The organism is Devosia sp. 919, from assembly GCF_013185965.1.
Classification (GTDB): Bacteria; Pseudomonadota; Alphaproteobacteria; order Rhizobiales; family Devosiaceae; genus Devosia.
Window position 1 is genome coordinate 1,291,001 of the sequence record NZ_JABAOL010000001.1, and the last position, 21,125, is coordinate 1,312,125.

Sequence of the window (21,125 nt, forward strand, 5' to 3'; positions counted from 1 at the left end):
CCCCACACGCTCGAACGCCCGGTTTAAACCATGCCCGATCTGCTGCTCGAACTGTTTTCCGAGGAAATCCCTGCCCGTCTTCAGCGCCGCGCTGCCGAAGACTTGCGCAAGGCGGTGACCACAGCATTGGTGGATGCGGGTCTCGTTTACGAGGGCGCCAAGGCGTTCGTGACGCCGCGCCGGTTGGCGCTGACGGTTTCGGGCATTCCGCCGCGCTCGCCCGACACGCATGAAGACAAGAAGGGCCCAAAGGTTGGCGCGCCCCAGCCGGCAATCGATGGCTTTTTGCGCTCGGCCGGGTTGAGCGCGATCGAGCAGGCCAAGATCGAAAGCGATCCAAAGAAGGGCGAGTTCTACGTGGCCCATATCCACAAGCCCGGCGCCGAGGCCGCAACGATTCTGTTGGGCCTGCTGCCGCGCGTGATCGCCGATTTTCCCTGGGCCAAGTCGATGCGCTGGGGCTCGGGCAGCACCAGCTGGGTGCGCCCGCTGCGCGCCATCACCGCGACCTTTGGTACCGAAAATGACGAGCCAATCATCATCCCCTTCGAGGCTGCAGGGGTCGGCTCGGGTCAGACCACTTATGGCCACCGGTTCCTTGCACCTGGCGCCATCCGGGTCCGGCGCTTTGAAGACTATCTGATGGGGCTGGAGCGCGCCAAGGTTGTGCTCGACCTTGACCGGCGCAAGGACATCATCCGCAGCGATGCCGAACACCTCGCCTTTGCGCGCGGCCTGTCCGTGATTGGCGACGAAGGCCTGCTCGAGGAAGTGGCAGGGCTGGTGGAATGGCCTGTGGTGATGATGGGCGCGTTTGACCCGGCCTTTCTGGAACTGCCCGAAGAGGTGATCATCGCCACCATTCGCGCCAACCAGAAATGCTTCTGCCTGCGCGACGGGGCAGGGCGCCTGGCCCCCTATTTCATCATCACCGCCAATACGGTGGCGATCGACGGCGGCGCCGCGATCATCGCCGGCAATGAGCGCGTTATTCGCGCTCGCCTGTCCGACGCCAAGTTCTTCTACGAAGGGGATCTGGCAACTCCGCTCGAGCACGGTCTGCCCAAGCTCGAAGACACCGTGTTCCACGCCAAGCTCGGAACCCAGTTTGCCCGCGTCGAGCGCCTGGTGAAAATGGCAGGCGAGATCGCGCCGCAGGTGGGGGCCGATCCCGAACGCGCCAAGCGCGCCGCCATGCTGGCCAAGGCTGACCTCACCACCGGCATGGTCGGTGAGTTTCCTGAACTGCAGGGATTGATGGGGCGCTATTACGCCCTGGCGCAGGGCGAGCCTGCTGACATCGCCAATGCCATCGAGCAGCACTACAAGCCGCTTGGTCCTACCGACGAGGTCCCCAACGATCCAGTCGCGATCGCCGTAGCGCTGGCCGACAAACTCGATCTGCTGACCGAGTTCTGGCGCATCAACGAAAAGCCGACCGGCTCGCGTGATCCTTTTGCGCTGCGCCGTGCCGCCTTGGGCGTGATCCGGATCATCACCGAGAACGGCTTGCGCTTCCCCTTGCTGGTGGAGCCCGACCTGCTGGCCTTCTTCCATGACCGGCTCAAGGTGTCGCTGCGCGATGCGGGCGCCCGTCACGATTTGATCGATGCGGTGCTCTCTCCCGAAAGCAATGACATGCTGCAGATCACCCAGCGTGCCGAAGCGCTGTCGTCGCTACTGTCCTCGCCCGACGGCACCAATCTGCTGGCCGGCTATCGCCGCGCCGCCAATATCCTTGCCGCCGAGGAAAAGAAGTTCTCGTTGACCTATGATGGCGAGGTCAAGCCCGAGCTGTTGCAGTTGCCCGAGGAAACCGCGCTGGCCGCGGCCGTCACGACGGTGCAGCCGGCAGTGGCCGCCCGGGTGGCGGAGGATGATTTTACCGGCGCAATGGGCGATCTTGCCGCCTTGCGCGCACCCGTGGACGCGTTCTTTGAAGCGGTTCTGGTCAACGATCCCGATCCCGCCACGCGCATCAATCGGCTCAACCTTCTGGGGCGCCTGCGCCAGACCATGCATCTGGTGGCCGATTTCTCCAAGATTTCGGGCTAGCTGTGGATGGAACCCCGGGGGTAGCCCCGCTCGTTTCCCCTGCCACATCTAAGCTGCGGCAGGAATGAAGATATGAGCGTTGGACTATTGGCGTTGCTCGACGACGTCGCGGGCCTGGTAAAAGTTGCCGCGGCGTCGCTCGATGACGTCGCGGGGCAAGCGGCCAAGGCGGGCGCCAAAGCCGCCGGGGCGGTGATCGACGATGCCGCTGTCACACCTAACTATGTGCACGGCTTTACCGCCGATCGCGAAGTTCCCATTATCGGCAAGATCGCGCTGGGTTCGGTCAAGAACAAGCTGATCTTCCTGTTGCCCGCGGCATTGCTGCTCTCGTTTTTCGCACCCTGGGTGATCACGCCCTTGCTGATGATCGGTGGGGCGTATCTCTGCTACGAGGGAGCCGAGAAGGTTTTCCATGCGCTTCTGCCCCATCAGGCCGAGGCGCATGAGGCCGCACTGGTGCCGGCGGCGATCACCGCCCAGACCCTTGAGGACCAGAAGGTCGCTGGCGCGATCAAAACCGATTTCATTCTTTCCGCCGAGATCATGACCATCGCGCTGGCCAATATTCCGGTCGAGAACGTCATCACTCAAGCGATGGTGCTGGCCTTGGTCGGCATCGGTATAACGGTCTTGGTATACGGTGCGGTTGCGCTGATCGTCAAAGCCGATGATTTCGGGTTGCTGCTGGCCAAAAAGGGCCGCACGGGTGCCGGACGCGCTTTCGGCCGCGGGCTGGTGACCGGCATGCCAGGCTTCATGCGCGTGCTGAGCCTTGTGGGTACTGCGGCCATGACCTGGGTCGGCGGCAGCATTGTCGCGCATGGCCTGTACGAGTTCGGTTGGGACCTGCCTGAACACATCATTGAAGGGGCCGCTCACTGGGCCGAGCACACCTTCAGCTCGTTTGCGAGCCTTGCGGGATGGCTCGCTACCGCCTTTGTGGACTTTTTCTTCGGCCTGCTGCTGGGCACGCTGCTGATTCCGGTGGCGGGCTATGTGGTCTCCCCGCTCTGGGGTGTGATCAAGCGGGTGTTGCCCAAAAGGGCCGCTAAACCGGTGGCGTAAACGCAGCCCGCTTGTTCTTGTAGGGTGCCATGCCTTCATTGGCGAGCTGGTCGGCGCGCTCGTTAAGATCGTGTCCGGCGTGGCCCTTGACCCAATGCCAGGAGATGGTGTGGCGCTTGGTGGCTTCATCCAGTGCCTGCCAAAGCTCGAGGTTCTTCACCGGCTTCTTGTCGGCGGTCTTCCAGCCGTTGCGCTTCCAGCCCTTCATCCAGCTTTGCACGCCGTTCTTTACGTACTGGCTGTCGGTATGCAGTTCGACCGTGCAGGGGCGGGTAAGCGCGTTAAGCGCCTCGATGGCGGCGGTCAGCTCCATCTTGTTGTTGGTGGTCAGGGCTTCCCCGCCGCACAATTCCTTGCGCTTGTCGCCATATTGGAGAATGGCGCCCCAGCCGCCCGGACCGGGATTGCCCGAGCAGGCCCCGTCCGTATGGATCACAACGGCTTCACTCATGGGGCGACGGTGACCTCGACGGGGCGCAGCTGCCGCGGCACGTTGAAGGCAATGTTCTCGACCGCCGTGACCTTCGCCTCGACCTTGATGTCGTAACGCTGCGCAAAGGCTTCGATGACTTCATCAACGAGCTTTTCAGGCGCCGAGGCGCCAGCCGAAACACCCAGGGTGCGAATGCCTTCGAGGCGGCTCCAGTCGATTTCGCTGGCGCGGTCCACCAGCATGGCGACGCGACACCCGGCCCGTTCGGCCACCTCGACGAGGCGAAGCGAGTTGGAGGAGTTGGGCGAGCCAACCACGACCATGGCGTCGACCAGCGGCGCTACCGCCTTAACGGCCTGCTGCCGGTTGGTGGTCGCGTAGCAGATGTCTTCCTTGTGCGGGCCATGGATTAGTGGGAAGCGCGACTGCAGAGCCGCCACGATCTCGCTGGTGTCATCCACGGAAAGCGTAGTTTGCGTCACATAAGCGAGGGCTGCCGGATCGCGGGGTGTAATGGCCATGGCGCCGGCCACATCTTCCACGAGCGTAATGGCGCCGGGGGGTAACTGCCCCATCGTGCCCACGACCTCAGGATGGCCATGGTGCCCGATCAGCACGATTTCGTGGCCTTCCTCGAAATGGCGCTGTGCTTCCACATGCACCTTGGACACCAGCGGGCAAGTCGCATCCAGAAACATCATGTTGCGGCTGCGCGCATCGGCCGGAACACTCTTGGGCACACCATGGGCCGAGAACACCACCGGCGCATCGCCCGGCGGAATCTCGCTCAATTCTTCCACGAAAACCGCGCCTTTTTCGCGCAGCCCATCCACCACATATTTGTTGTGGACGATGGCGTGGCGCACATAAACCGGCGCGCCATATTTCTGCAGGGCGAGTTCGACGATCTGAATGGCTCGGTCGACCCCCGCGCAAAATCCGCGAGGGGCGCACAGCAGGATGTCTAGTTGTGGCCGCTTTTCCATCCCAGATCAGATGCTTTCGCGAGCGGGCCAAGTCAAGCCTTGTTGCAGGCAGGCTAGCTCATAGGCATTATGCGCCGCGCGGCATGGCAGGGATAGCAAGGTGAGTTTGGCCCAGGAAATTTTTGCGATTGCCCCTGCGGTGGGCAAGGCGAACCTATCGGCCTCGCAGCTCAAATTGCTTTCGGGCAAGGCCCGCTGGATTTTCCGCGTCAGCGATGCCGGTTTTCCCACCATTCCCACGATCTGCATCACCCGGGCGGCATGGGAAGCTCTGCAGGCCGAGCGCACGCGCCGGGACGCCAAACTGCGCACCCACTGGATCGCGTGCCTGTTCAAGCTGGTCGGCGATGATGGGCAAACGCCCTATCTGGCGGTGCGCACTTCAGCGGCGTCCCATAATGCGGGCCTGCTGCCCGCCAAGACCGGCATCGCGCCCCCCCTGAGCGCGGCCGATGCCGTTGATCCTAACCGGCCCCTCGGACGTGCGATCAAAAATGCCTTTGACAGCTATGGCTTTGCGCGCCCGGGTTGGGGTGAAGCGCGCCCGGATGACGAACGCGCGCGCCAGATCGTTCTGGTGCAAAGCTCGGCAGGCGGGGCAATCGTGTCCTTTCTCACCCGCAACGCGGCAACCGGGGCGCTCGGGCCAGCTCCCACCGACGGCAATATGCTGCCAGCGTTGCCGGACAGCATAACCGCCCTTGTGGCGCTGCTCGATGCCAAGGCGGGGCGGCATATGTGCTGTTCGGTCGCGGTGAGCGGGAACGAGGCACAATTCTTGTCCGCACGGCCAGTCCAGGCCAGCCCCGCGGCCGAGCTTGAAGCGGCGGTGGACCGGGTGAGCCGCGGCGTCTGGTCACCGCAGAACGCCGTGTCACGCGTGGAGCCTGCCCGCCTGGCGCAGTTGCTGCATCCGCGCCTCAAGGCATCTGCTGCCGCCATTCCCATTGCCACCGGCCTCGGCGTGTCACCGGGAGCGGCCAGCGGTCCCATCGTCTTTAACGCCGAAGACGCAGCGCGCCTGCGCGCTCGGGGCAAGCATTGCATTCTTGTGGTCAACGAAACCGGCCCCGCAGATATCGAAGGCCTGAAGGCCGCGACCGGCATTCTCACCGCTCGTGGCGGCATGTCGAGCCATGCCGGCGTGATCGCCCGCATCACCGGCAAGCCCTGTGTGGCGGGCGTGCGGACCATGTCGGTAAACGCGACAGAAATGGTGTGCCGCATCGGCGAGCGCGATTATCGCACTGGCGACCGGGTGACCATCGATGGCACCGATGGGCAGGTCTATGCCGGGATGTTGCCGCTGAGCCAGCCCCATATCGGGGGCGCGATCGGCACGCTGCTGGGTTGGTCCGATCGCAGCCGCACCATTGCGGTGCGTACCAATGTGGAAACGGTGGAATCCGCCCGCACGGCGCTCAGCTTCGGTGCCGAGGGTATTGGGCTGGCGCGTTCCGAGCACATGTTCTTTTCGCCCGAACGCATGCTGGCGCTGCGCCGCGTGATCCTGTCCGAGGACGGCGACGATCGCAATCGGGCGGTGAACGGGCTGATCGGTTACCAGACCGGGGACTACGAGGCGCTGTTTTCCACCATGCGCGGGCTGCCGGTGACGGTGCGCCTGTTTGATCCGCCGCTGCACGAATTCCTGCCGCGGACGGAGGAAGAAATCGAGGACACGGCGGCTTCGCTTGGCCTGGCTGTCAGGGCGTTGCGGCTGCAGCTGGATCGTATCGCCGAGATCAACCCGATGCTGGGCCATCGCGGCGTACGCCTCGCCATCACTTATCCCGAACTGCTGCAGATGCAGACTCAGGCGCTGATGGCCGGCGCGCGTCAGGCTAGCGAAAGACAGGACGAGCCGGTGGTGATCGAGGTCATGGTGCCCTTTGTCTCAACCGCGACGGAAGTGGCCTTTGTGCGGGACCGGGTGAATGCCATTGCGGCCAATTCCGGGCTCTTGCGCTCCGACCGGGTGCGGTTTTCCTTTGGCACCATGATCGAGCTGCCCCGGGCTTGCCTGCGGGCCGGCGATATCGCCCATCTCGTGGACTTCATATCCTTTGGCACCAATGATCTGACGCAAACGACCTTTGGCATTTCACGCGACGACGCGCCCACTTTCCTGACCGTCTACCAGCGCAAAGGCATTTATGAGCGTGATCCCTTTGTCACCATCGACGAAAAGGGGGTGGGCGAGATGATTTCCATCGCCATTTCCCGCGGGCGCGCTGCCAATCCCTCCCTCAAGATCGGCATCTGCGGCGAACATGCGGGCGATCCAGCATCCTTGCGGTACTTTGCGGGGCTCGGGATCGATTATGTCTCCTGCTCGCCCTATCGGGTGCCGGTGGCGCGACTGACCTTGGCACAGGCAGCGTCTTAAAATTCGGGCTCGCAGTGCCTATGTTGTGAGCGCAGGGCCACCGATGGCGGAAGGGACATATTGCTCGTGAACAAACTGCCAATGCTGGCGCTCATCCCGCTACTTTTTGTTTCAGCGCCAGCGTTCGGGCAGTCAGATGGCGCGCAATGCGCCAGCATCCAAAATGGGGTTGAGCGTCTGGCCTGCTATGATGCCTTGTTCAGACCCGGTACTGCCCCCGCTGCAGCGCTGGAAGCCGTGCTGGAATCTACCCAGCTGATCCCGGCTCGCCCCAGTGGCCGCGGTCCTGCAACCCTGACTGTGCGCTGTGAGGCGGGGCAGTTGAGCATCTGGTTTGGCTTTGCGGGCAATACGCTATCGGCCTTGGGCAATGATGCCGGTCTGACCCTTCAATATGATCTGCAAACCGACCGCAGTCGTACCTTGCCGGTGGACCCGACCAATACCGCCATCATCATCGGGGATCAGGCGGAAGCCGCCGCCTTTGTCGACAGCCTCGCGGGCGCGACCAATATCACGGCGCGGGTCACGCCGGTGAACTCGCGTTCTCTTTCGGTCCGGTTTCGGGTGGATAGCTTCGTAGACGAGGCGCAGGCTGTGAGGGATGGTTGCAGCTAAGTACTGCGACAAATCAGCCCGAAGGCCTCTTGCCCGGTTCTCGCCATTCTTCATCCACGTCACTGCCTGATTGGGCGTTTACTCCACGCTAACCCTAATAAGACATCATTTCACTGTCGGCCTCTTAGCGTCACTTTTGCCGATCAGTAGTTATGTTGCGTTTTGTTGAGTAGCTGAGATGGCCCTATCAAATCGGTCCGTCGTGCCCGTGCACGCGACCAAGTCGGCTCGTCGCCACCGTCCCCATGCCAAGCTTATGGCGTTCGGACTCGTGGGCGTACTGAGTTATGCGGGGCTCACCAGCGTCGCCTTCAGTCCCGCAGATGCGAGCGGCGAGTTAGCGGCACCGCCTGTTGTCGTCCAGGGCAGTCTTGGCGGTACAACAACGGTGCAGACGCCACAATCGTTCGATCACCTGTTCGAGAGCGCTAGCTTTACCGGTCCCAACCGGGCGGAAAAGACCGATCGGCTTCGTCCGAAGCAGGATGCACTGGCAATTTCTCGGAGCTTCGAGGAAGTGCGCACCCGCCTTGCGGCGCTGCGCGTCGCCCCCGGCCAGCCCGAAGCCTTGGGCCAAAGCCAAATCGCCGATGCAGCCATCGAAGCGCCGGCCGAGACCGATCCGGGTCCGCGCATGTCGGTGGCTTCCATCAATCCCGAAATCGGCTCCTCCGCCCTTGACGCCATCGCGGGGATTGCCCCGACCAGCACTGCTGGGACTTTGGGCCAGCCCATGCCGGCGGTTGCCTCCGAACAGCTCGCCTATGCCCGCGCGAATGCGCCGGTTCTTGGTGCCTTTGACACTGGCAAGGCGGTTGAGGTTTCCGACAAGGAGTTGTGGTGCCTGGCCACGGCAGTCTATTTCGAGGCGCGCGGCGAAAGCTATCGCGGTCAGGTCGCTGTTGCGCAGGTCGTGCTCAACCGCGTCAAGGATCACCGCTATCCCAGCACGATCTGTGGCGTCGTGTTCCAGAACCAGCACAAGCGCAATGCCTGCCAGTTCTCCTTTGCCTGCGATGGCATCCCTGAGCGGATTTCGGACAAGAAGTCATGGGCGCAGGCGGAAGACATTGCGGCGCGCTTTGTGGACGGCGAATTGTACCTGACCGAGGTCGCCGACTCCACCCACTATCACGCCACCTATGTGCGCCCCGCCTGGGCACCCCGCATGCAAAAGTTGACGCAGGTTGGGCTGCACGTGTTCTACAAGTTCAAGCGCGGCTGGCTGTTTGGCTAGAACCGATCAGCAGACGCGATAGCTTTTGCCATATACGCAGGTAAAATCTCTGCCGATCCGCACCGCGGTTGCTGCATTGGCAAAGATCATCGACATGCCAGCGGTCGGAGTGAAAGAGGTCCAGCTCTGGCCGTCCCAGAACGAGAAGCGGTTGCCCGGACCGGGCTGCTCAACCGGCGAGACGCTGATGCCCGGATACTGGATGTGCTCTGAAACCAGCGCGTCAGTAGAATAGGTGCCGGTCGCCGTGACGGCGATATCCACCCAACTCACCCGGCCGGCCTCGATCTTCTTGACCCGGACGGTCTGGAGCGGGTTGGTGTCCACCCCTTCCTCATATTGCACGTGATACTCGCGATCATCAAAGCGCACGAGGCTGGCCGTATCGATGCCAACGCCGCGTTCCCCGGCGATTGCATCAACGACTATGCCAGGTCCAATCGCCGCCAAGGCGGTGGCGCAAACGGCGCCCAGACACATTCCGACTAGCATATGGCGCGTGGGTAGGTTCATGGCTGCGTCCCGAAATGAGGCGGTTTGATCCTGCTCGTTAACAAAGCAGTAACCTTTTTGCCGCAGCCGCAGCAAAGTTCAAACAATATTAGGGTTAACGAGCGGACTTCTAGGCGGAGGGCAGGATCGCCTCGCACGCAGCGATGAAGCGATCCTGCGCTTCGCGCGTCGGCCAGGGCCGGATCAGCCGGTCGAACTGATCAACGTCAAAGGTAGGCAAGCTCGGTGCGCCGAAAAAACGTTGGGCTTCAACAGCCGAAAAGCCGGCCAGATGCACGGCTTCGAAATAAGCGGCCTCGCGATCGGCTTTCTTGATAAGTTTTCCCAAGGCTGCACCGGCTGTAGCAGGGAGGGAAAACCGCAGATAGATCGCGCCCAGCAGCCGGTCTTCCACCGTTTTGTAATTGCCGCCCATCGCCGCCTTGAAGGGGGAGATGATGTCGCCCATCACATATTCAGGGGCGTCATGCAGCAGCGCCTGCAGCTGGGCGGTGTTGTCGGCCTCGGGGTTGTGGGCGCGAAACAATTCGAGCACCAGCACGGAATGCTGCGCCACCGAAAAGGCGTAGTCGCCCAGGGTTTGCCCGTTCCAGCGGGCGACGCGGGCGAGGCCATGCGCGATATCGGACAGCTCGACATCGAGCGGGGAGGGGTCGAGAATATCGAGCCGTCGGCCCGACAACATCCGTTGCCAGGCTCGGTCTTTGCCGCGCGCCATGATGCCCCAAAGCTAGAAAAGTGGTGGCCGAACGCTACTCATCGGGCGTTGATTCGCCAAACGCATAGCTGGCGAAGGCCGGCAGCGACAGGCGAACGGGCTTACCTTCGACGCTTGCCGCCTCGGGATCGCTGATCCGGTCGAGCCGGATGATGGCAAGGGCCCGGCCATTGACGACCTGGCCCAGGCGCCCCGCTTCGCGGTCGCCCGCCAGCACGGCGCTCCCCGACGGCGCATCAACACCGTCCACGATCACCGGGCGGCGGCGGGCCGTGCCGCGGTGCTTCATGCGGCTGACCACTTCCTGGCCGACATAGCAGCCCTTGGCAAAATCAATGCCCTCGAGCAGGTCGAGCCCGATATCGTGGGCGAAGGCGTCATTGGCGGCAAAGTCGTTGCCCTGGTGCAGGATGCCGGCAGCAATCCGCTGCTCGTGATAGGCCGTGTCGTCCGCAACCCAGCCGCTGATCGCTTCCACCGGGGCGATCTGGCGCCAACCCAGCTTGACTGGCCCCAGCCGATCAAGATGACTGATGGCGGCGGGGTCCTGCTCGGTGGCAAAGCCGACGCGGTGGGTTTCCCGGAGATCATCGATCACCACCTGGGCGCGGAGGCGATACATCTTCATGCGCTTGAAGAAATCGTCGGCCACGGAGTGGTGCACATCGAGCCAGATCGCGTCGCCTGCGTAACCGGCCAGGCCTTCGGCGAGGATCTTGCCTTGAGGGGAGAGCAGCGCCCAGGCGACCCCGGCTTCGTCCGTGCCATCGCCCTGCGTGGGGATATGGCCGGTAACGACGTCGTTGAGCAGCTTGTGGGCGTCAACGCCCGAAAACCGGAACACTGCCCGGTCGGCGCGCAAATAGGTGGTCATGATCGTCTTGCTTCCCCAGACTGTCCGCCCGCAGCGACTGCTGCGGGGCTTTCGGACATGGCGCGAAGCGCTAGCATTTTCAAGAACGCGGCGGAGGTCAACCGCTTGCGTGTTCGCAGGCAGGCACCAGGCGGAATCAGATCTAGCTATTGCAGCGTGCGGTCCAGATTGTATTCGCCCGCGCGGATGCGGTCGGGCAGCAGCGCCACCATTTCGGCAGCCGCATCATCGCCGTGCAGTTTCACCAGAGTGGCGAGTGCAGCAAAAAGCGAAGCATGGGCCAGGGACGCGCATTCGACGCCATCGTCCTCCGCGCCGTTCCAGGCTTCAGCCAGGTATTCAAGCGCAAGCTGACGCTCGCTCTGCTCGCTGCTGGGGAGCTCGATTTCGGCTGCGGTGATGAAGAGAGATTTTCTGGTCGCCATGCCGAGCGGGTTAACATGGATGAACGAGGCTGGCGCACCACAAATGAGTGAACGGTTAACGCAACCTGCGCAAGTTTCGTTAATGCGGGGCGGGAGGCCTATTCAGCGTAGCGGGTGTGGATTTCGCGCGCGGTTTTCTCCGCTTCGGTCAGCAAGCGCGTGAGTGCTTCGCGGGCGCTGGGCGTGCAGGCGCGATGAAAACGGGCATAGGCGGTGTAGCCCGCGTTGAAGGCTCCGGCCAGACGCTGGCGTTGGTCATCATCGGGCTCGTCAAGTTCGATCAATTCGGCCATCTGCGCGCGCCAGTCTTCCGTGCCCGCCTCGCAAAGCGGCTGGAGGAAATAAAGGCTGCCCAAAATCTCGGCGAGCCGCTCCATGCGGGGCTGATAGGGCGGGTCGATCGCCAGCGCCGGCGTGACGACGGTCAAACAAAGGGCCGCCGCAATGGGGGCGAAACGCAGCTTCACTTGGATCCTGTTCTCCTGATGCAGGGCGCTCTTAGCATTACCCGGCCAGAACGGCGAGGCATTGCCGGATCACGTCGTCGAGCCGGGTAGTGGTGCGAAAGGCGGGTAGTGCTGCCGGATCGACCCATTTGTGATCGGCAATTTCACTGGAGGGCATGATGGTGCCGCTGAAATCCGAGGAAACAAACACGGCCAACTGGTAGGTGCCACCGCCGCCCAGCTGCTGCACCAGCACGGGTTGCGGATTGCGCACGGCAAGCCCCAGCTCCTCCTTGACCTCCCGGATGACGCATTGCTCGATGGTTTCGCCGGGCTCGAGACGGCCTCCCGGGAACGTCCACAAATGCTGATAGGGGGGAAAGGCGCGCTTGATCAACAGCACCTTGCCGTTGCGTACCAACGCCACGCTGGCGGCGTTTGGAAGGTCCGTCATCTCGGCTCCATTTGCGATTCAACACTGCACACCCTATTTTGGGGCGAGCATCAGGGAGAAGCAAATATGTGTGGTCGCTATGCGGCAACGCTGCCGCCCGAGCAGATGGCGGAACTGTTTCGCCTGCTCAACCGGATCGAGATGGTGCCGCGCTTCAACATCGCGCCCACCCAGCCGGTCGTGGCGATCTGGGAAGAAGCGGGGCGGCGCGAGGCGCATTTCGCCCGCTGGGGCCTCGTGCCGCGCTGGGTCAAGGATCCGCGCGAGTTCCCGCTGCTGGTCAATGCCCGGGTCGAGACCATGGCCGAAAAGCCGGCTTTTCGCGATGCGCTCAAGCATGGCCGCTGCATCATTCCGGCCAGCGGTTATTATGAATGGCACACCGGGCCTGACAAGAAAAAGCAGCCCTATTACATCACCTATGCCGATGGCCGCCCGATGGCGCTGGCCGGGCTTTACGCCACCTGGGTGGGCCCAGAAGGCGAGGAGATCGACAGCGTCGCGACCATCACCGTGCCCACCAACAACCAGCTCTCCGTGATCCATGATCGCATGCCCGCCATTCTCGATGGTGAAGCGATGGAGCGCTGGCTAAATGTGCGCGATGTGCGGGCCGAGGAGGCCCGCCAATTGGCGCTGCCGCTGCCCGACAATGTGCTGAGCTATCGGCCGGTCTCGACCCGGGTGAACTCGGCTGCAGTTGATGAGCCGAGCCTCATCGAGGAAGTAACGCCCGGACTGGCGGAACCCACCGCGCCAGTTCGGCGCAAGGCCGCTGGCGCGGGAGCGCAGCTCGATCTGTTCTAGGCGGGAGCAAGGGAATGGAGCAGTTTACCGGCGGCTGTTTGTGCGGGAAGGTCCGGCTGGTGGCGTCCGGTCGGCCCTATCGGGTCGGGATCTGCCATTGCCTTGACTGCCGAAAGCATCATGGCGCGCTGTTTTATGCGGCGGCAGTGTTTCCGCAGGACGCTGTAGCGGTCAGCGGGGAGGTCGGAGAATTCGCGGGGCGGTGTTTTTGCCCGACTTGCGGCTCATCGGTTTTTGCCCGATCGGAGGACGAGATCGAGGTGCATCTGGGCGCGCTCGATGCGGGCGATCAGCTGGTGCCGAGCTACGAATGCTGGACGATCCGGCGTGAAGCCTGGCTGCCGCCCTTTGCGCTCAGCCACCATTATGAGCGCGGCCGCAACCATGCCAGCCGCTTCGAGGACGATGGTCCGGCTTAAACCCCGATACCGAAATAGCCCAACGCATCGCCCATCGCGTCTTCCTCGTAGCCGAGATGAGAGAGCAGGATGCGCTCAAGCGTGCGGTAGACCGTCTTGGCGTCCTCGAAGTGCTCCGGCGTGGGGTCAGTCGCCAGCGTGTTAAGCGCATCAACGAGCCGCAGCAGCAGTTCATGGACCACCACATGCTCGGCGCGCAGCCGCTCGGCAATCGCCTTGAACGGGGCGCCCTGTTCGGCCAGCGCGGGGAAGATCGCGTAGTCTTCGATCGAATGATGGGTGTCGACGAACTGGCAGTATTGCCCGCACAAATTGCCGAAGCGGCGGAAATTGCTGACCATCAGGAGGCCAGAAGTTTCGCTCTCCACCTCTTCGGGCGAGACGGCGCCTGTGGAGGCGCGCTCGATCAGGCGTCCGAGCACTTCCATGTTCTGGCGCAGATGATCGTGGATCATCTTAAGATGCTGGCCGCTCAGGCGCTGGTCTGGCGTCAACCCCTCAAGCTTTTGCAGCGGCGGGCGAGTGGCATCGTCAAGAAAGGCAATGTCATCGAGCATGGGCAAGTCCCCTGTGGTTGCCCCGAAATGGGGCAAGGGGGAGATGCGATCAAGTAGGCACGCGCAGGTGACTGGGCCCGGTCAGCCCAGCATCTTGCCGGGATTGAGAATGCCCTTGGGATCGAGCGCATCCTTGATCGCGCGCATCATCTGCAGGGCCACCGGGTCCTTGACCTGGCGCAGGAGGTCGACCTTGAGCTGGCCGATGCCATGCTCGGCCGAAACTGAACCGCCCAGCTTGAGCACGATTTCATAGATGGCGGCGTGGACCGGCTCGGCTCCGGCCATGAACTGCCCGTTGTCGGCGCCGGGCGGGGGGCTGAAATTGAAGTGGATATTGCCATCGCCCATATGGCCGAACGGCACCGGGCGGATGCCGGGCACCACCTGCGCGGCGGCAGCCGAACCTTCTTCGATCAGCCGGGGCACGGCGGCAAGTGGCACTGAGACGTCGTGCTTGATCGAGGCGCCTTCGCGCGACTGGCACTCGCTCATCTGTTCGCGAAAGGCCCACATGCGGGTGCGGTCCTCAAGAGATTCGGCGACGACGGCATTGTCCACCAGCGCTTCGGAGAACCCCGCTTCCAATGCTTCCTGCAGGAGGCCCGGCCGGCCGCCTTTGGGCCGCAGCACCTCGATCAGCGCATACCAAGGGGAGCGGCCGGCGGTGGGATCGCGATCGAGCATGCCGTGGCGCAGCTGGATTTGGAGGCCAATCAGCGGGATCAGCTCAAAGGCATTGAGCTGCGCGCCCGCGCGATCCCGCATCAGCTGGAAGAGGGTAAAGGCCGCGTCGGGCGAGGCGATATTGACGAGGGCGGTTTCATATTCCTCGGGCTGGGGGAAGATCTTGAGGGTGGCGGCCGTGATGATGCCGAGCGTGCCTTCGGCGCCCACCAGCAGATCCTTGAGATCATAGCCGGTATTGTCCTTTTTGAGCCCATTGAGACCCTGGTAGAGCCGGCCATCGGCCAGCACCGCCTCGACCCCCATGCACAATTCGCGCGCATTGCCATAGGCCAGCACATTGACCCCGCCGGCATTGGAGGAGAGGACGCCCCCGATCCGGGCCGAGCCTTGCGAAGCCAGCCAAAGCGGGAACATCGCGCCTTCAGCTTCGGCAGCGCGGTGGGCGTTTTCCAGCACAACGCCGGCTTCGGCAACCATGGTGCCGGCTCCGGCATCGATCGTACGCACCCGATCAAGCCGCGCGAGGCTCACGATCACCTCGTCCCCCCGTAGCGGCACCTGTGCGCCAACGAGGCCGGTATTGCCGCCCTGGGGGATAATGCCCACGCCATGCTCATTGGCCCAACGCGCCAGAGCCTGCACCTGTTCAACCGAGCCGGGCAGGGCTACCGCTGTTGCCGGGGTGTGGAAGCGCTTGCGCGGCTCATGCAGAAACGACCCCATCCGGTCGGGGGAAGCGATCACCTGATCGGCACCCAGTAGGGATTGAAGCTGGGCGATGGTCTCGGCTGGGCTGAGTGGCATGGAAAACCCCGGCTGGTGCAGCGCAATTGCGGGCAGCGAACTTGCCCCTTTGCCCCCCGATGTGCCACAACCCTGCCAACGACTCCAGCAAGGGATAACAATAATGAGCACTGGATTGATGGCCGGCAAGCGTGGCCTAATCATGGGCTTGGCCAACAACCGCTCGATTGCCTGGGGCATCGCCAAGCAGCTGCATGCCCAGGGCGCCGAAATGGCGTTTTCCTATCAGGGCGAAGCGCTCAAGCGCCGCGTCGAGCCGCTGGCGGCCGAAGTGGGCTCCGACTTCCTCGTTGAGTGCGACGTCTCCGACGAGGCGGCGATGGACGAGACCTTCCGCCAGATCAAGGAAAAGTGGGGCAGCCTCGACTTCGTCGTGCATGCCATCGGCTTTTCCAACAAGGACGAGCTTGAGGGGCGCTATCTCGATACCAGCCGGGACAACTTCGCGCTGACCATGGATATCTCGGTGTATTCCTTCACCGCCGTCGCGAAGCGCGCCGAGCCGCTGATGAACCCGGGCGGCTCGCTGCTGACGCTGACCTATTACGGTGCGGTCAAATACGTCCCCAACTACAACGTCATGGGTGTAGCCAAGGCCGCGCTCGAGGCCTCGGTGCGCTATCTCGCGGTTGACCTGGGCAAGAACGGCATCCGCGTCAACGCCATCTCGGCCGGGGCGATCAAGACGCTGGCGGCTTCGGGCATTTCGGGCCTGCGCGACATGCTGCACTGGCAGGAAGCCAATTCGGCGCTGCGCAAGAATGTCTCGATCGATGATGTGGGTGGCGCGGCCACCTATCTCCTGTCAGACCTCGCGGGTGGCGTCACCGGTGAAATCCACTATGTGGATGCCGGCTTCAATGTTGTCGGCATGAAGCTGCTCGACAACGACACGCCAGCGTCCAGCGAATAATCTTCAAGGTTTCGAGTTTCCCATGAGTGATGCGGTTCAATGGCCTGACTTCTATTTCGCGCGCCATGGTGAAACCGACTGGAACCGCGAACAGCGCTACCAGGGCACGCGTGACATTCCGCTCAACCGGGTTGGCCAGCTGCAGGCCGACGCCAATGGAGTGCTGTTGCGCGAGCTGCTCGAACGAGACGGCAAAGACCCCGCTTCGCTCAACTGGTTCGCCTCGCCCCTCAGCCGCGCCTCTGAGACCATGGACCGGATGCGCGCGGCCTTCGACGTGCCGCTTCCGCCCGTGATCCACGACCGACGGCTGGTGGAGATCTCGTTTGGGGCGCTTGAAGGGCGGCTCCACTCGGAGATCAACCGCGAACAGGCGCTGGCCCCCGGCATGCGCGATGCTTCCTATTGGAGCTTCCGGCCCGAGCGCGGCGAGAACTATGACGATGTGGCGGTCCGCCTGCTCGAATTTGCCCGCGACCTGACGCAGAACGCGGTGGTGGTGGCCCATGGCGGCGTGCTGCGGGTGTTGCGGCACCTGGTGGAAGGCACCGAGCGCGCCGAAGTGCTGAACTGGCCACCGCCGCAAGGGGTGATCGCCCATTTCAGCGGCGGACGCATGACGCTGCATGCGGCGCTCGATACCTGGAACGCGCCGGCCGACTGACCGGCCTTTCCTATCCAGACAGGGGCAAGCAGGAGTTATTGCATGTCGTTCAACACCTTCGGCCAGCTGTTCCGGTTCACCACCTGGGGCGAAAGCCATGGGCCCGCCCTGGGCGTGGTGGTGGATGGCTGCCCCCCCGGCCTGCTCCTGACCCCTGAGATGATCCAGCGCGACCTGGACCGGCGCAAGCCCGGCCAATCCAAATATACGACGCAGCGGCGAGAGGCGGACGAGGTGCGCATCCTCTCTGGCGTGTTCGAGGACGAGCGAACCGATGGGCCGCGCACCACCGGCACGCCCATTTCGCTGATGATCGAAAACACCGATCAGCGCTCCAAGGACTATGCCGAAATCCGCGACAAATACCGGCCGGGTCATGCCGACTATACCTATGACCAGAAATACGGCGTCCGCGATTATCGCGGTGGCGGGCGCACTTCGGCCCGTGAAACAGCGGCGCGGGTGGCCGCTGGAGCCGTAGCGCGGCAGGTGCTGGGCGGCATCACCATTCGCGCCAGCCTCGTCCAGGTCGGGCCGCACAAGATCGATTATGCCCGCTTTGATTGGTCCCAAGTCGACCAGAACCCGTTCTTTTGCGCCGATGCCGAGGCGGCACTGCTGTGGGCCGATTATCTCGATGGCATCCGCAAGGCCGGCAATTCGGTCGGGGCCGTGATCGAGGTGGTCGCCGAGAACGTACCGGCGGGCTGGGGCGCCCCGATTTATGGGAAGCTCAGTGCCGATCTCGCCTCGGCGATGATGAGCATCAATGCGGTCAAGGGCGTGGAGATCGGCGCCGGCTTTGATGCAGCGAGCCTGACCGGCGTCGACAATGCCGACCAGATGCGCGCAGGGGCCGAGCGGCCCTATTTCCTGTCCAACCATGCCGGCGGCATTCTGGGCGGGATATCCAATGGCGATCCGGTGGTGTGCCGCTTTGCGGTCAAGCCGACTTCATCCATCCTGCAACCGCGCCAAACCGTCACGACCGCCAATGCCGATACGGACATCATCACCAAGGGCCGCCACGACCCCTGCGTCGGGATCCGCGCCGTGCCCGTAGGTGAAGCGATGATGGCCTGCGTGCTGGCCGACCACTTCCTGCGGCATCGCGGCCAGACCGGGCGCGACGGCGCACTGGGCTTCGAGCGGAATTAGCTCGAACGCTTGCGCACGAATTCAGTGCGGAGCACGAGGCCCTTAATGGCATCGTAGCGGCAGTCGATCTCGTCGGGATTGTCGGTCAGCCGGATCGACTTGATCACCGTGCCCTGCTTGAGGGTTTGGCCGGCGCCCTTGACCTTGAGGTCCTTGATCAGCACCACGGCATCACCATCAGCGAGCGGGGTTCCGGCGCTGTCCACGACGCTTAGCGTTGCCGTGGCACCTGCCGCAGCAACTTCTGATGCCGGGCGCCATTCGCCGGTCTGCTCGTCATAGATATAGTCGTCGTCAGCTGCGGCCATGCCGGGCTCCGGGTTGGGCCGGCCTGGGCCGGATGAAGTCAGGGCGTGCGGCGAAAGATCAGCACCGTTTCCACATTGCCATCGCCGCCTGCGATAGGGGAGGTGACGGACTGTCGGTGGGCAAAACCGTGTTCGGCCATGAAGGCAATGACGTCCTGCAATGCCGTCTCGATTGCCGGCTCACTTGTGACGATGCCGCCCTTGCCCACATTCTGGCGGCCCACCTCGAACTGCGGCTTGAACAGGACCACGGCATCAGCCGTTCGCGTGCACAGCGAGAGGGGCGCTGCCAGCACTTTGATTACCGAAACAAAGCTGACATCGGAAACCAGCAGGTCGATGGGCTCAGGGATCAACTCGGGCGTGAGGTCGCGCGCATTGACGCCCTCCATGCTGACGACGCGATCGCTGCCCGTGAGCCGCTCATGGAGCTGCCCGTGTCCGACATCCACTGCGTAAATGCGCTTGGCACCGCGCTCCATCAGCACCTGGGTGAAGCCGCCGGTGGAGGCGCCCACATCGATGCAGATTTTCCCGGTTACGTCGATCTGGCCGGCATCGAGCCCGGCGACCAGCTTGAGCGCGGCACGCGAAACGTAGTTGGCGGCGGGGTCGCTCAGGGCGAGCTTGTCGTCCCGAGCCACCATCTGGTTCTGCTTGTGCGCGACGACACCATTGATGGTGACGGTGCCACGCAGGATCGCGTCCCGCGCCCGGGCGCGGCTCGGCACGAGGCCGCGCTGCTCGAGCGCCAGGTCGAGCCGGATACGGTCGCTCAACCTTCGACCAGTCGCTTGACCTTGGCCACAGCCGTTTCGGCGGCTTCGCCATAGGCAACAGTGCCATCAAAGCTGCCATCGGCATTGATCAGGAAAGTCGAAGCGGTGTGGTCCACGAGATAATAGGGATCGTTCGCTTCACCGCTTTTTTCCGAGAATACGCCGAAGGCGGCCTTCGCATTTTCCGTGGCCTCCGGGCTGCCGACCAGGCCGATAATGGAAGGATCATAACCCTCCACATAGCCCTTGACTGTTTCGAGCGTGTCGCGCTCGGGATCGACCGTCACAAAGATGATGCGCAGGTCTTCGGGAGAAAGGCCCAGCTGCTGGCGCCAAGCGGTGGTTTCAGCGAGGGTGGTGGGGCACACATCGGGGCAGAAGGTGTAGCCAAAGAACACAAGGCTCGGTTTGCCGCGCAGATCGTCCTGGGTGAAGGCTCCGCCCTGCGTGGATTCCAGCGCAAATTCACGGCCGGTAAGACCCAGCGGGCGCTCCGGCGGGCGGAACCTGTACAGCACGGTGGCGGCAATCGCGACCACGACCACAAGGCTCCACAAAGCGATCCGGAACCGGCGCAAGGATTTGGGCGATTGTGACATGGCTCAGGCGTCCAGCGGTTCGGTGCCGGTGGCGCGACCATCGCGCGACAGGGTGATCTTTTCGATGCGCGCTTCGGCCGTGCGCAGCAGGGTTTCGCAATGGGCTTTCAGCGCTTCGCCGCGCTCATAGATCGCTATGGATTCCGCCAGCGGCGCCTTGCCGCTTTCCAGCTTGCCGACGATTTCCTCCAGCTGGGCCAGCGCGGCCTCGAAGCTGAGGGACTTGACGTCTTCATGGGTTGGTTCGGCCATAGGAAATCCTATTCTTCGAGACGGCCCACAGCGCCGTCCATCAGCATGGCGACATGGTGCGAAACGCCCCCCGCCAGGCCCTTGAGGTCATACCCACCTTCCAGCAGCGAAACAATCCGGTTGGCACAGTGGCGTTCCGCCACATCCATGAGCTTGCCGGTGAGCCAGCTGAAGTCTGAGGACTGCCAGTTGAGCTGGGCGAGAGGGTCGCGGGCGTCGGCGTCGAAGCCGGCTGACAGCAGCAGCAGATCGGGCGAAAAGTCGATCAGGGCGGGGATGATGCGCTCGAGATAGGCTTCGCGCATGGCGTCGCCGTCGCTTTGCGGATCGAGCGGCACATTGACGATATTGCCGACCCCCGTTTCGCTGGCCGCCCCTGTGCCGGGGTAAAGCGGCATCTGGTGGCTTGAGGCGTAGAAGACGGTGGGGTCGTCCTTGAAGATATCCTGGGTGCCGTTGCCGTGATGCACGTCGAAATCGATGATGGCGATGCGCTCGGCGCCGTATTTGCGCTGCGCTTCGCGGGCGGTGATGGCGGCGGTGTTGATGAGGCAAAAGCCCATGGGTCGGGCGATTTCGGCGTGGTGGCCCGGCGGGCGGATAGCGCAGAAGGCGTTGTCGGCTTCGCCGAGGAGAACGGCGCGCAGGGCGGTGAGGGCGCCGCCCAGCCCGGTGGCGGCGGCGTCCATGGAGCCGGGGGAGATAAAAGTGTCGGCATCGATGCGCCCGATGCCTTCAAGGGGCCGCGCATGGCGCAGGCCGGCGAGATAATCGGGGCTGTGCACGAGCTCGGCCAGGGTCAGATCGGCGAAATCAGCGTTCCGCCGCAAGAGCTTATCGAAACGCGGCCGCGCCAGCGCTTCTTCAACTGCGGCGATGCGGTCGGCCCGCTCGGCATGTTTGGGCGGGGTCTCGTGGTCGGCAAAATTGGGCTGGCTGACAAGAAGAGTGGTCACAGG

At 63.4% G+C, this 21,125-nt stretch carries 25 protein-coding genes; 10 read left to right on the forward strand and 15 right to left on the reverse strand.

All coding sequences use genetic code 11. From position 1 onward, the window contains the following. The first annotated feature begins 30 nt into the window (after positions 1 to 30). Both glyS and HRQ64_RS06185 read left to right on the forward strand, forming a co-directional pair. Entirely contained in the window at positions 31 to 2,055 is a 2,025-nt protein-coding gene (gene glyS / locus HRQ64_RS06180; protein ID WP_172122613.1) for a glycine--tRNA ligase subunit beta, read from the forward strand. A gap of 72 nt (positions 2,056 to 2,127) precedes the next feature. Then, positions 2,128 to 3,123 carry a DUF808 domain-containing protein gene (locus tag HRQ64_RS06185; RefSeq protein ID WP_172122614.1) on the forward strand — a complete coding sequence of 332 codons (996 nt, stop codon included), beginning with the start codon at positions 2,128 to 2,130 and terminating at the stop codon, positions 3,121 to 3,123. On the opposite strand, the gene rnhA is transcribed toward HRQ64_RS06185, so the two are convergent. Both rnhA and ispH read right to left on the reverse strand, forming a co-directional pair. Then, a complete protein-coding gene (gene rnhA / locus HRQ64_RS06190; RefSeq protein WP_172122615.1) occupies positions 3,107 to 3,574 on the reverse strand; it encodes a ribonuclease HI in 468 nt (155 codons plus the stop codon). The two genes, HRQ64_RS06185 and rnhA, sit on opposite strands and share 17 nt — an antisense overlap. Further along, positions 3,571 to 4,542 (reverse strand): 4-hydroxy-3-methylbut-2-enyl diphosphate reductase, encoded by a 972-nt coding sequence (gene ispH / locus HRQ64_RS06195; protein WP_172122616.1) that lies wholly within the window; start codon positions 4,540 to 4,542, stop codon positions 3,571 to 3,573. Before ispH ends, rnhA begins: the two co-directional genes overlap by 4 nt. A 100-nt stretch (positions 4,543 to 4,642) precedes the next feature. Between ispH and HRQ64_RS06200 the strand changes: the two genes are divergently transcribed. The 3 genes from HRQ64_RS06200 (at position 4,643) to HRQ64_RS06210 (ending at position 8,786) form a co-directional block, all read left to right on the forward strand. Continuing rightward, entirely contained in the window at positions 4,643 to 6,931 is a 2,289-nt protein-coding gene (locus HRQ64_RS06200; protein WP_172122617.1) for a putative PEP-binding protein, read from the forward strand. A gap of 66 nt (positions 6,932 to 6,997) precedes the next feature. Next, entirely contained in the window at positions 6,998 to 7,549 is a 552-nt protein-coding gene (locus HRQ64_RS06205; protein ID WP_172122618.1) for a hypothetical protein, read from the forward strand. 178 nt (positions 7,550 to 7,727) lie between these two features. Beyond that, on the forward strand, positions 7,728 to 8,786 hold the full coding sequence (locus tag HRQ64_RS06210; RefSeq protein ID WP_172122619.1) for a cell wall hydrolase: 1,059 nt from the start codon (positions 7,728 to 7,730) through the stop codon (positions 8,784 to 8,786). Between the two features lie 6 nt (positions 8,787 to 8,792). Here the strand turns inward: HRQ64_RS06210 and HRQ64_RS06215 are convergent, their stop codons facing one another. The 6 genes from HRQ64_RS06215 to HRQ64_RS06240 form a co-directional block, all read right to left on the reverse strand. Next, the gene (locus HRQ64_RS06215; RefSeq protein ID WP_127752221.1) at positions 8,793 to 9,299 is read right to left on the reverse strand and encodes a hypothetical protein; all 507 of its coding nucleotides are present in this window, start codon (positions 9,297 to 9,299) and stop codon (positions 8,793 to 8,795) included. Between the two features lie 109 nt (positions 9,300 to 9,408). Then, positions 9,409 to 10,017 (reverse strand): HD family hydrolase, encoded by a 609-nt coding sequence (locus HRQ64_RS06220; RefSeq protein ID WP_127752222.1) that lies wholly within the window; start codon positions 10,015 to 10,017, stop codon positions 9,409 to 9,411. A gap of 34 nt (positions 10,018 to 10,051) precedes the next feature. Next, positions 10,052 to 10,891: a folate-binding protein YgfZ gene (locus HRQ64_RS06225; protein ID WP_172122620.1), complete on the reverse strand. Its 840-nt coding sequence runs from the start codon at positions 10,889 to 10,891 to the stop codon at positions 10,052 to 10,054. 146 nt (positions 10,892 to 11,037) lie between these two features. Then, entirely contained in the window at positions 11,038 to 11,316 is a 279-nt protein-coding gene (locus tag HRQ64_RS06230) for a hypothetical protein (protein ID WP_210258515.1), read from the reverse strand. 98 nt (positions 11,317 to 11,414) lie between these two features. After that, positions 11,415 to 11,783 (reverse strand): TIGR02301 family protein, encoded by a 369-nt coding sequence (locus HRQ64_RS06235; protein WP_172122621.1) that lies wholly within the window; start codon positions 11,781 to 11,783, stop codon positions 11,415 to 11,417. A 37-nt stretch (positions 11,784 to 11,820) separates the two neighbouring features. Next, complete coding sequence (locus HRQ64_RS06240; RefSeq protein ID WP_172122622.1) at positions 11,821 to 12,216, reverse strand: NUDIX domain-containing protein; 396 nt, start codon at positions 12,214 to 12,216, stop codon at positions 11,821 to 11,823. Between the two features lie 66 nt (positions 12,217 to 12,282). Between HRQ64_RS06240 and HRQ64_RS06245 the strand changes: the two genes are divergently transcribed. Both HRQ64_RS06245 and HRQ64_RS06250 read left to right on the forward strand, forming a co-directional pair. Beyond that, positions 12,283 to 13,023 (forward strand): SOS response-associated peptidase, encoded by a 741-nt coding sequence (locus HRQ64_RS06245; RefSeq protein WP_172122623.1) that lies wholly within the window; start codon positions 12,283 to 12,285, stop codon positions 13,021 to 13,023. A gap of 14 nt (positions 13,024 to 13,037) precedes the next feature. Further along, positions 13,038 to 13,442, forward strand: coding sequence for a GFA family protein (locus HRQ64_RS06250; RefSeq protein WP_172122624.1), 405 nt, complete (start codon positions 13,038 to 13,040; stop codon positions 13,440 to 13,442). Here HRQ64_RS06250 and HRQ64_RS06255 read toward each other — a convergent pair. Both HRQ64_RS06255 and HRQ64_RS06260 read right to left on the reverse strand, forming a co-directional pair. Continuing rightward, positions 13,439 to 13,999 (reverse strand): hemerythrin domain-containing protein, encoded by a 561-nt coding sequence (locus HRQ64_RS06255; RefSeq protein WP_172122625.1) that lies wholly within the window; start codon positions 13,997 to 13,999, stop codon positions 13,439 to 13,441. The genes HRQ64_RS06250 and HRQ64_RS06255 overlap by 4 nt on opposite strands. A gap of 81 nt (positions 14,000 to 14,080) precedes the next feature. Beyond that, positions 14,081 to 15,493, reverse strand: a complete 1,413-nt coding sequence (locus HRQ64_RS06260) for an FAD-binding oxidoreductase (RefSeq protein WP_172122626.1) — start codon at positions 15,491 to 15,493, stop codon at positions 14,081 to 14,083. 103 nt (positions 15,494 to 15,596) lie between these two features. On the opposite strand from HRQ64_RS06260, the gene fabI reads away from it, so the two are divergent. From fabI to aroC, 3 genes are read left to right on the forward strand one after another with little or no spacing between them, the layout of a single operon-like run. Then, the gene (gene fabI, locus HRQ64_RS06265; RefSeq protein WP_172122627.1) at positions 15,597 to 16,406 is read left to right on the forward strand and encodes an enoyl-ACP reductase FabI; all 810 of its coding nucleotides are present in this window, start codon (positions 15,597 to 15,599) and stop codon (positions 16,404 to 16,406) included. A gap of 22 nt (positions 16,407 to 16,428) precedes the next feature. After that, entirely contained in the window at positions 16,429 to 17,070 is a 642-nt protein-coding gene (locus HRQ64_RS06270; RefSeq protein WP_172122628.1) for a histidine phosphatase family protein, read from the forward strand. 42 nt (positions 17,071 to 17,112) lie between these two features. Beyond that, complete coding sequence (gene aroC / locus HRQ64_RS06275) at positions 17,113 to 18,228, forward strand: chorismate synthase (RefSeq protein WP_172122629.1); 1,116 nt, start codon at positions 17,113 to 17,115, stop codon at positions 18,226 to 18,228. Here the strand turns inward: aroC and HRQ64_RS06280 are convergent. Genes HRQ64_RS06280 through HRQ64_RS06300 form a run of 5 tightly spaced genes read right to left on the reverse strand, consistent with a single transcriptional unit; the run spans position 18,225 to position 21,122 of the window. Beyond that, positions 18,225 to 18,536, reverse strand: a complete 312-nt coding sequence (locus tag HRQ64_RS06280; protein WP_172122630.1) for an alkylphosphonate utilization protein — start codon at positions 18,534 to 18,536, stop codon at positions 18,225 to 18,227. The two genes, aroC and HRQ64_RS06280, sit on opposite strands and share 4 nt — an antisense overlap. Before the next feature lie 38 nt (positions 18,537 to 18,574). After that, positions 18,575 to 19,315 (reverse strand): TlyA family RNA methyltransferase, encoded by a 741-nt coding sequence (locus HRQ64_RS06285; protein ID WP_172122631.1) that lies wholly within the window; start codon positions 19,313 to 19,315, stop codon positions 18,575 to 18,577. Beyond that, positions 19,312 to 19,914, reverse strand: a complete 603-nt coding sequence (locus HRQ64_RS06290) for an SCO family protein (protein WP_172122632.1) — start codon at positions 19,912 to 19,914, stop codon at positions 19,312 to 19,314. Before HRQ64_RS06290 ends, HRQ64_RS06285 begins: the two co-directional genes overlap by 4 nt. A 3-nt stretch (positions 19,915 to 19,917) precedes the next feature. Then, positions 19,918 to 20,166 (reverse strand): exodeoxyribonuclease VII small subunit, encoded by a 249-nt coding sequence (locus tag HRQ64_RS06295; RefSeq protein WP_127752237.1) that lies wholly within the window; start codon positions 20,164 to 20,166, stop codon positions 19,918 to 19,920. A gap of 8 nt (positions 20,167 to 20,174) precedes the next feature. Continuing rightward, the gene (locus HRQ64_RS06300) at positions 20,175 to 21,122 is read right to left on the reverse strand and encodes a histone deacetylase family protein (RefSeq protein ID WP_172122633.1); all 948 of its coding nucleotides are present in this window, start codon (positions 21,120 to 21,122) and stop codon (positions 20,175 to 20,177) included. Between the last annotated feature and the right edge of the window lie 3 nt (positions 21,123 to 21,125).

What these genes read in the sequence shown, in the direction of transcription:
- fabI (WP_172122627.1), top strand. Translation starts at nt 15,597, where the DNA reads ATGAGCACTGGATTGATGGCCGGCAAGCGTGGCCTAATCATGGGCTTG.
- HRQ64_RS06230 (WP_210258515.1), bottom strand. Translation starts at nt 11,316, where the DNA reads ATGGCGACCAGAAAATCTCTCTTCATCACCGCAGCCGAAATCGAGCTC.
- HRQ64_RS06270 (WP_172122628.1), top strand. Translation starts at nt 16,429, where the DNA reads ATGAGTGATGCGGTTCAATGGCCTGACTTCTATTTCGCGCGCCATGGT.
- HRQ64_RS06210 (WP_172122619.1), top strand. Translation starts at nt 7,728, where the DNA reads ATGGCCCTATCAAATCGGTCCGTCGTGCCCGTGCACGCGACCAAGTCG.
- HRQ64_RS06290 (WP_172122632.1), bottom strand. Translation starts at nt 19,914, where the DNA reads ATGTCACAATCGCCCAAATCCTTGCGCCGGTTCCGGATCGCTTTGTGG.
- glyS (WP_172122613.1), top strand. Translation starts at nt 31, where the DNA reads ATGCCCGATCTGCTGCTCGAACTGTTTTCCGAGGAAATCCCTGCCCGT.
- HRQ64_RS06295 (WP_127752237.1), bottom strand. Translation starts at nt 20,166, where the DNA reads ATGGCCGAACCAACCCATGAAGACGTCAAGTCCCTCAGCTTCGAGGCC.
- HRQ64_RS06260 (WP_172122626.1), bottom strand. Translation starts at nt 15,493, where the DNA reads ATGCCACTCAGCCCAGCCGAGACCATCGCCCAGCTTCAATCCCTACTG.
- HRQ64_RS06250 (WP_172122624.1), top strand. Translation starts at nt 13,038, where the DNA reads ATGGAGCAGTTTACCGGCGGCTGTTTGTGCGGGAAGGTCCGGCTGGTG.
- HRQ64_RS06245 (WP_172122623.1), top strand. Translation starts at nt 12,283, where the DNA reads ATGTGTGGTCGCTATGCGGCAACGCTGCCGCCCGAGCAGATGGCGGAA.
- HRQ64_RS06185 (WP_172122614.1), top strand. Translation starts at nt 2,128, where the DNA reads ATGAGCGTTGGACTATTGGCGTTGCTCGACGACGTCGCGGGCCTGGTA.
- HRQ64_RS06220 (WP_127752222.1), bottom strand. Translation starts at nt 10,017, where the DNA reads ATGGCGCGCGGCAAAGACCGAGCCTGGCAACGGATGTTGTCGGGCCGA.
- HRQ64_RS06280 (WP_172122630.1), bottom strand. Translation starts at nt 18,536, where the DNA reads ATGGCCGCAGCTGACGACGACTATATCTATGACGAGCAGACCGGCGAA.
- HRQ64_RS06255 (WP_172122625.1), bottom strand. Translation starts at nt 13,999, where the DNA reads ATGCTCGATGACATTGCCTTTCTTGACGATGCCACTCGCCCGCCGCTG.
- HRQ64_RS06240 (WP_172122622.1), bottom strand. Translation starts at nt 12,216, where the DNA reads ATGACGGACCTTCCAAACGCCGCCAGCGTGGCGTTGGTACGCAACGGC.
- aroC (WP_172122629.1), top strand. Translation starts at nt 17,113, where the DNA reads ATGTCGTTCAACACCTTCGGCCAGCTGTTCCGGTTCACCACCTGGGGC.
- ispH (WP_172122616.1), bottom strand. Translation starts at nt 4,542, where the DNA reads ATGGAAAAGCGGCCACAACTAGACATCCTGCTGTGCGCCCCTCGCGGA.
- HRQ64_RS06225 (WP_172122620.1), bottom strand. Translation starts at nt 10,891, where the DNA reads ATGACCACCTATTTGCGCGCCGACCGGGCAGTGTTCCGGTTTTCGGGC.
- rnhA (WP_172122615.1), bottom strand. Translation starts at nt 3,574, where the DNA reads ATGAGTGAAGCCGTTGTGATCCATACGGACGGGGCCTGCTCGGGCAAT.
- HRQ64_RS06215 (WP_127752221.1), bottom strand. Translation starts at nt 9,299, where the DNA reads ATGAACCTACCCACGCGCCATATGCTAGTCGGAATGTGTCTGGGCGCC.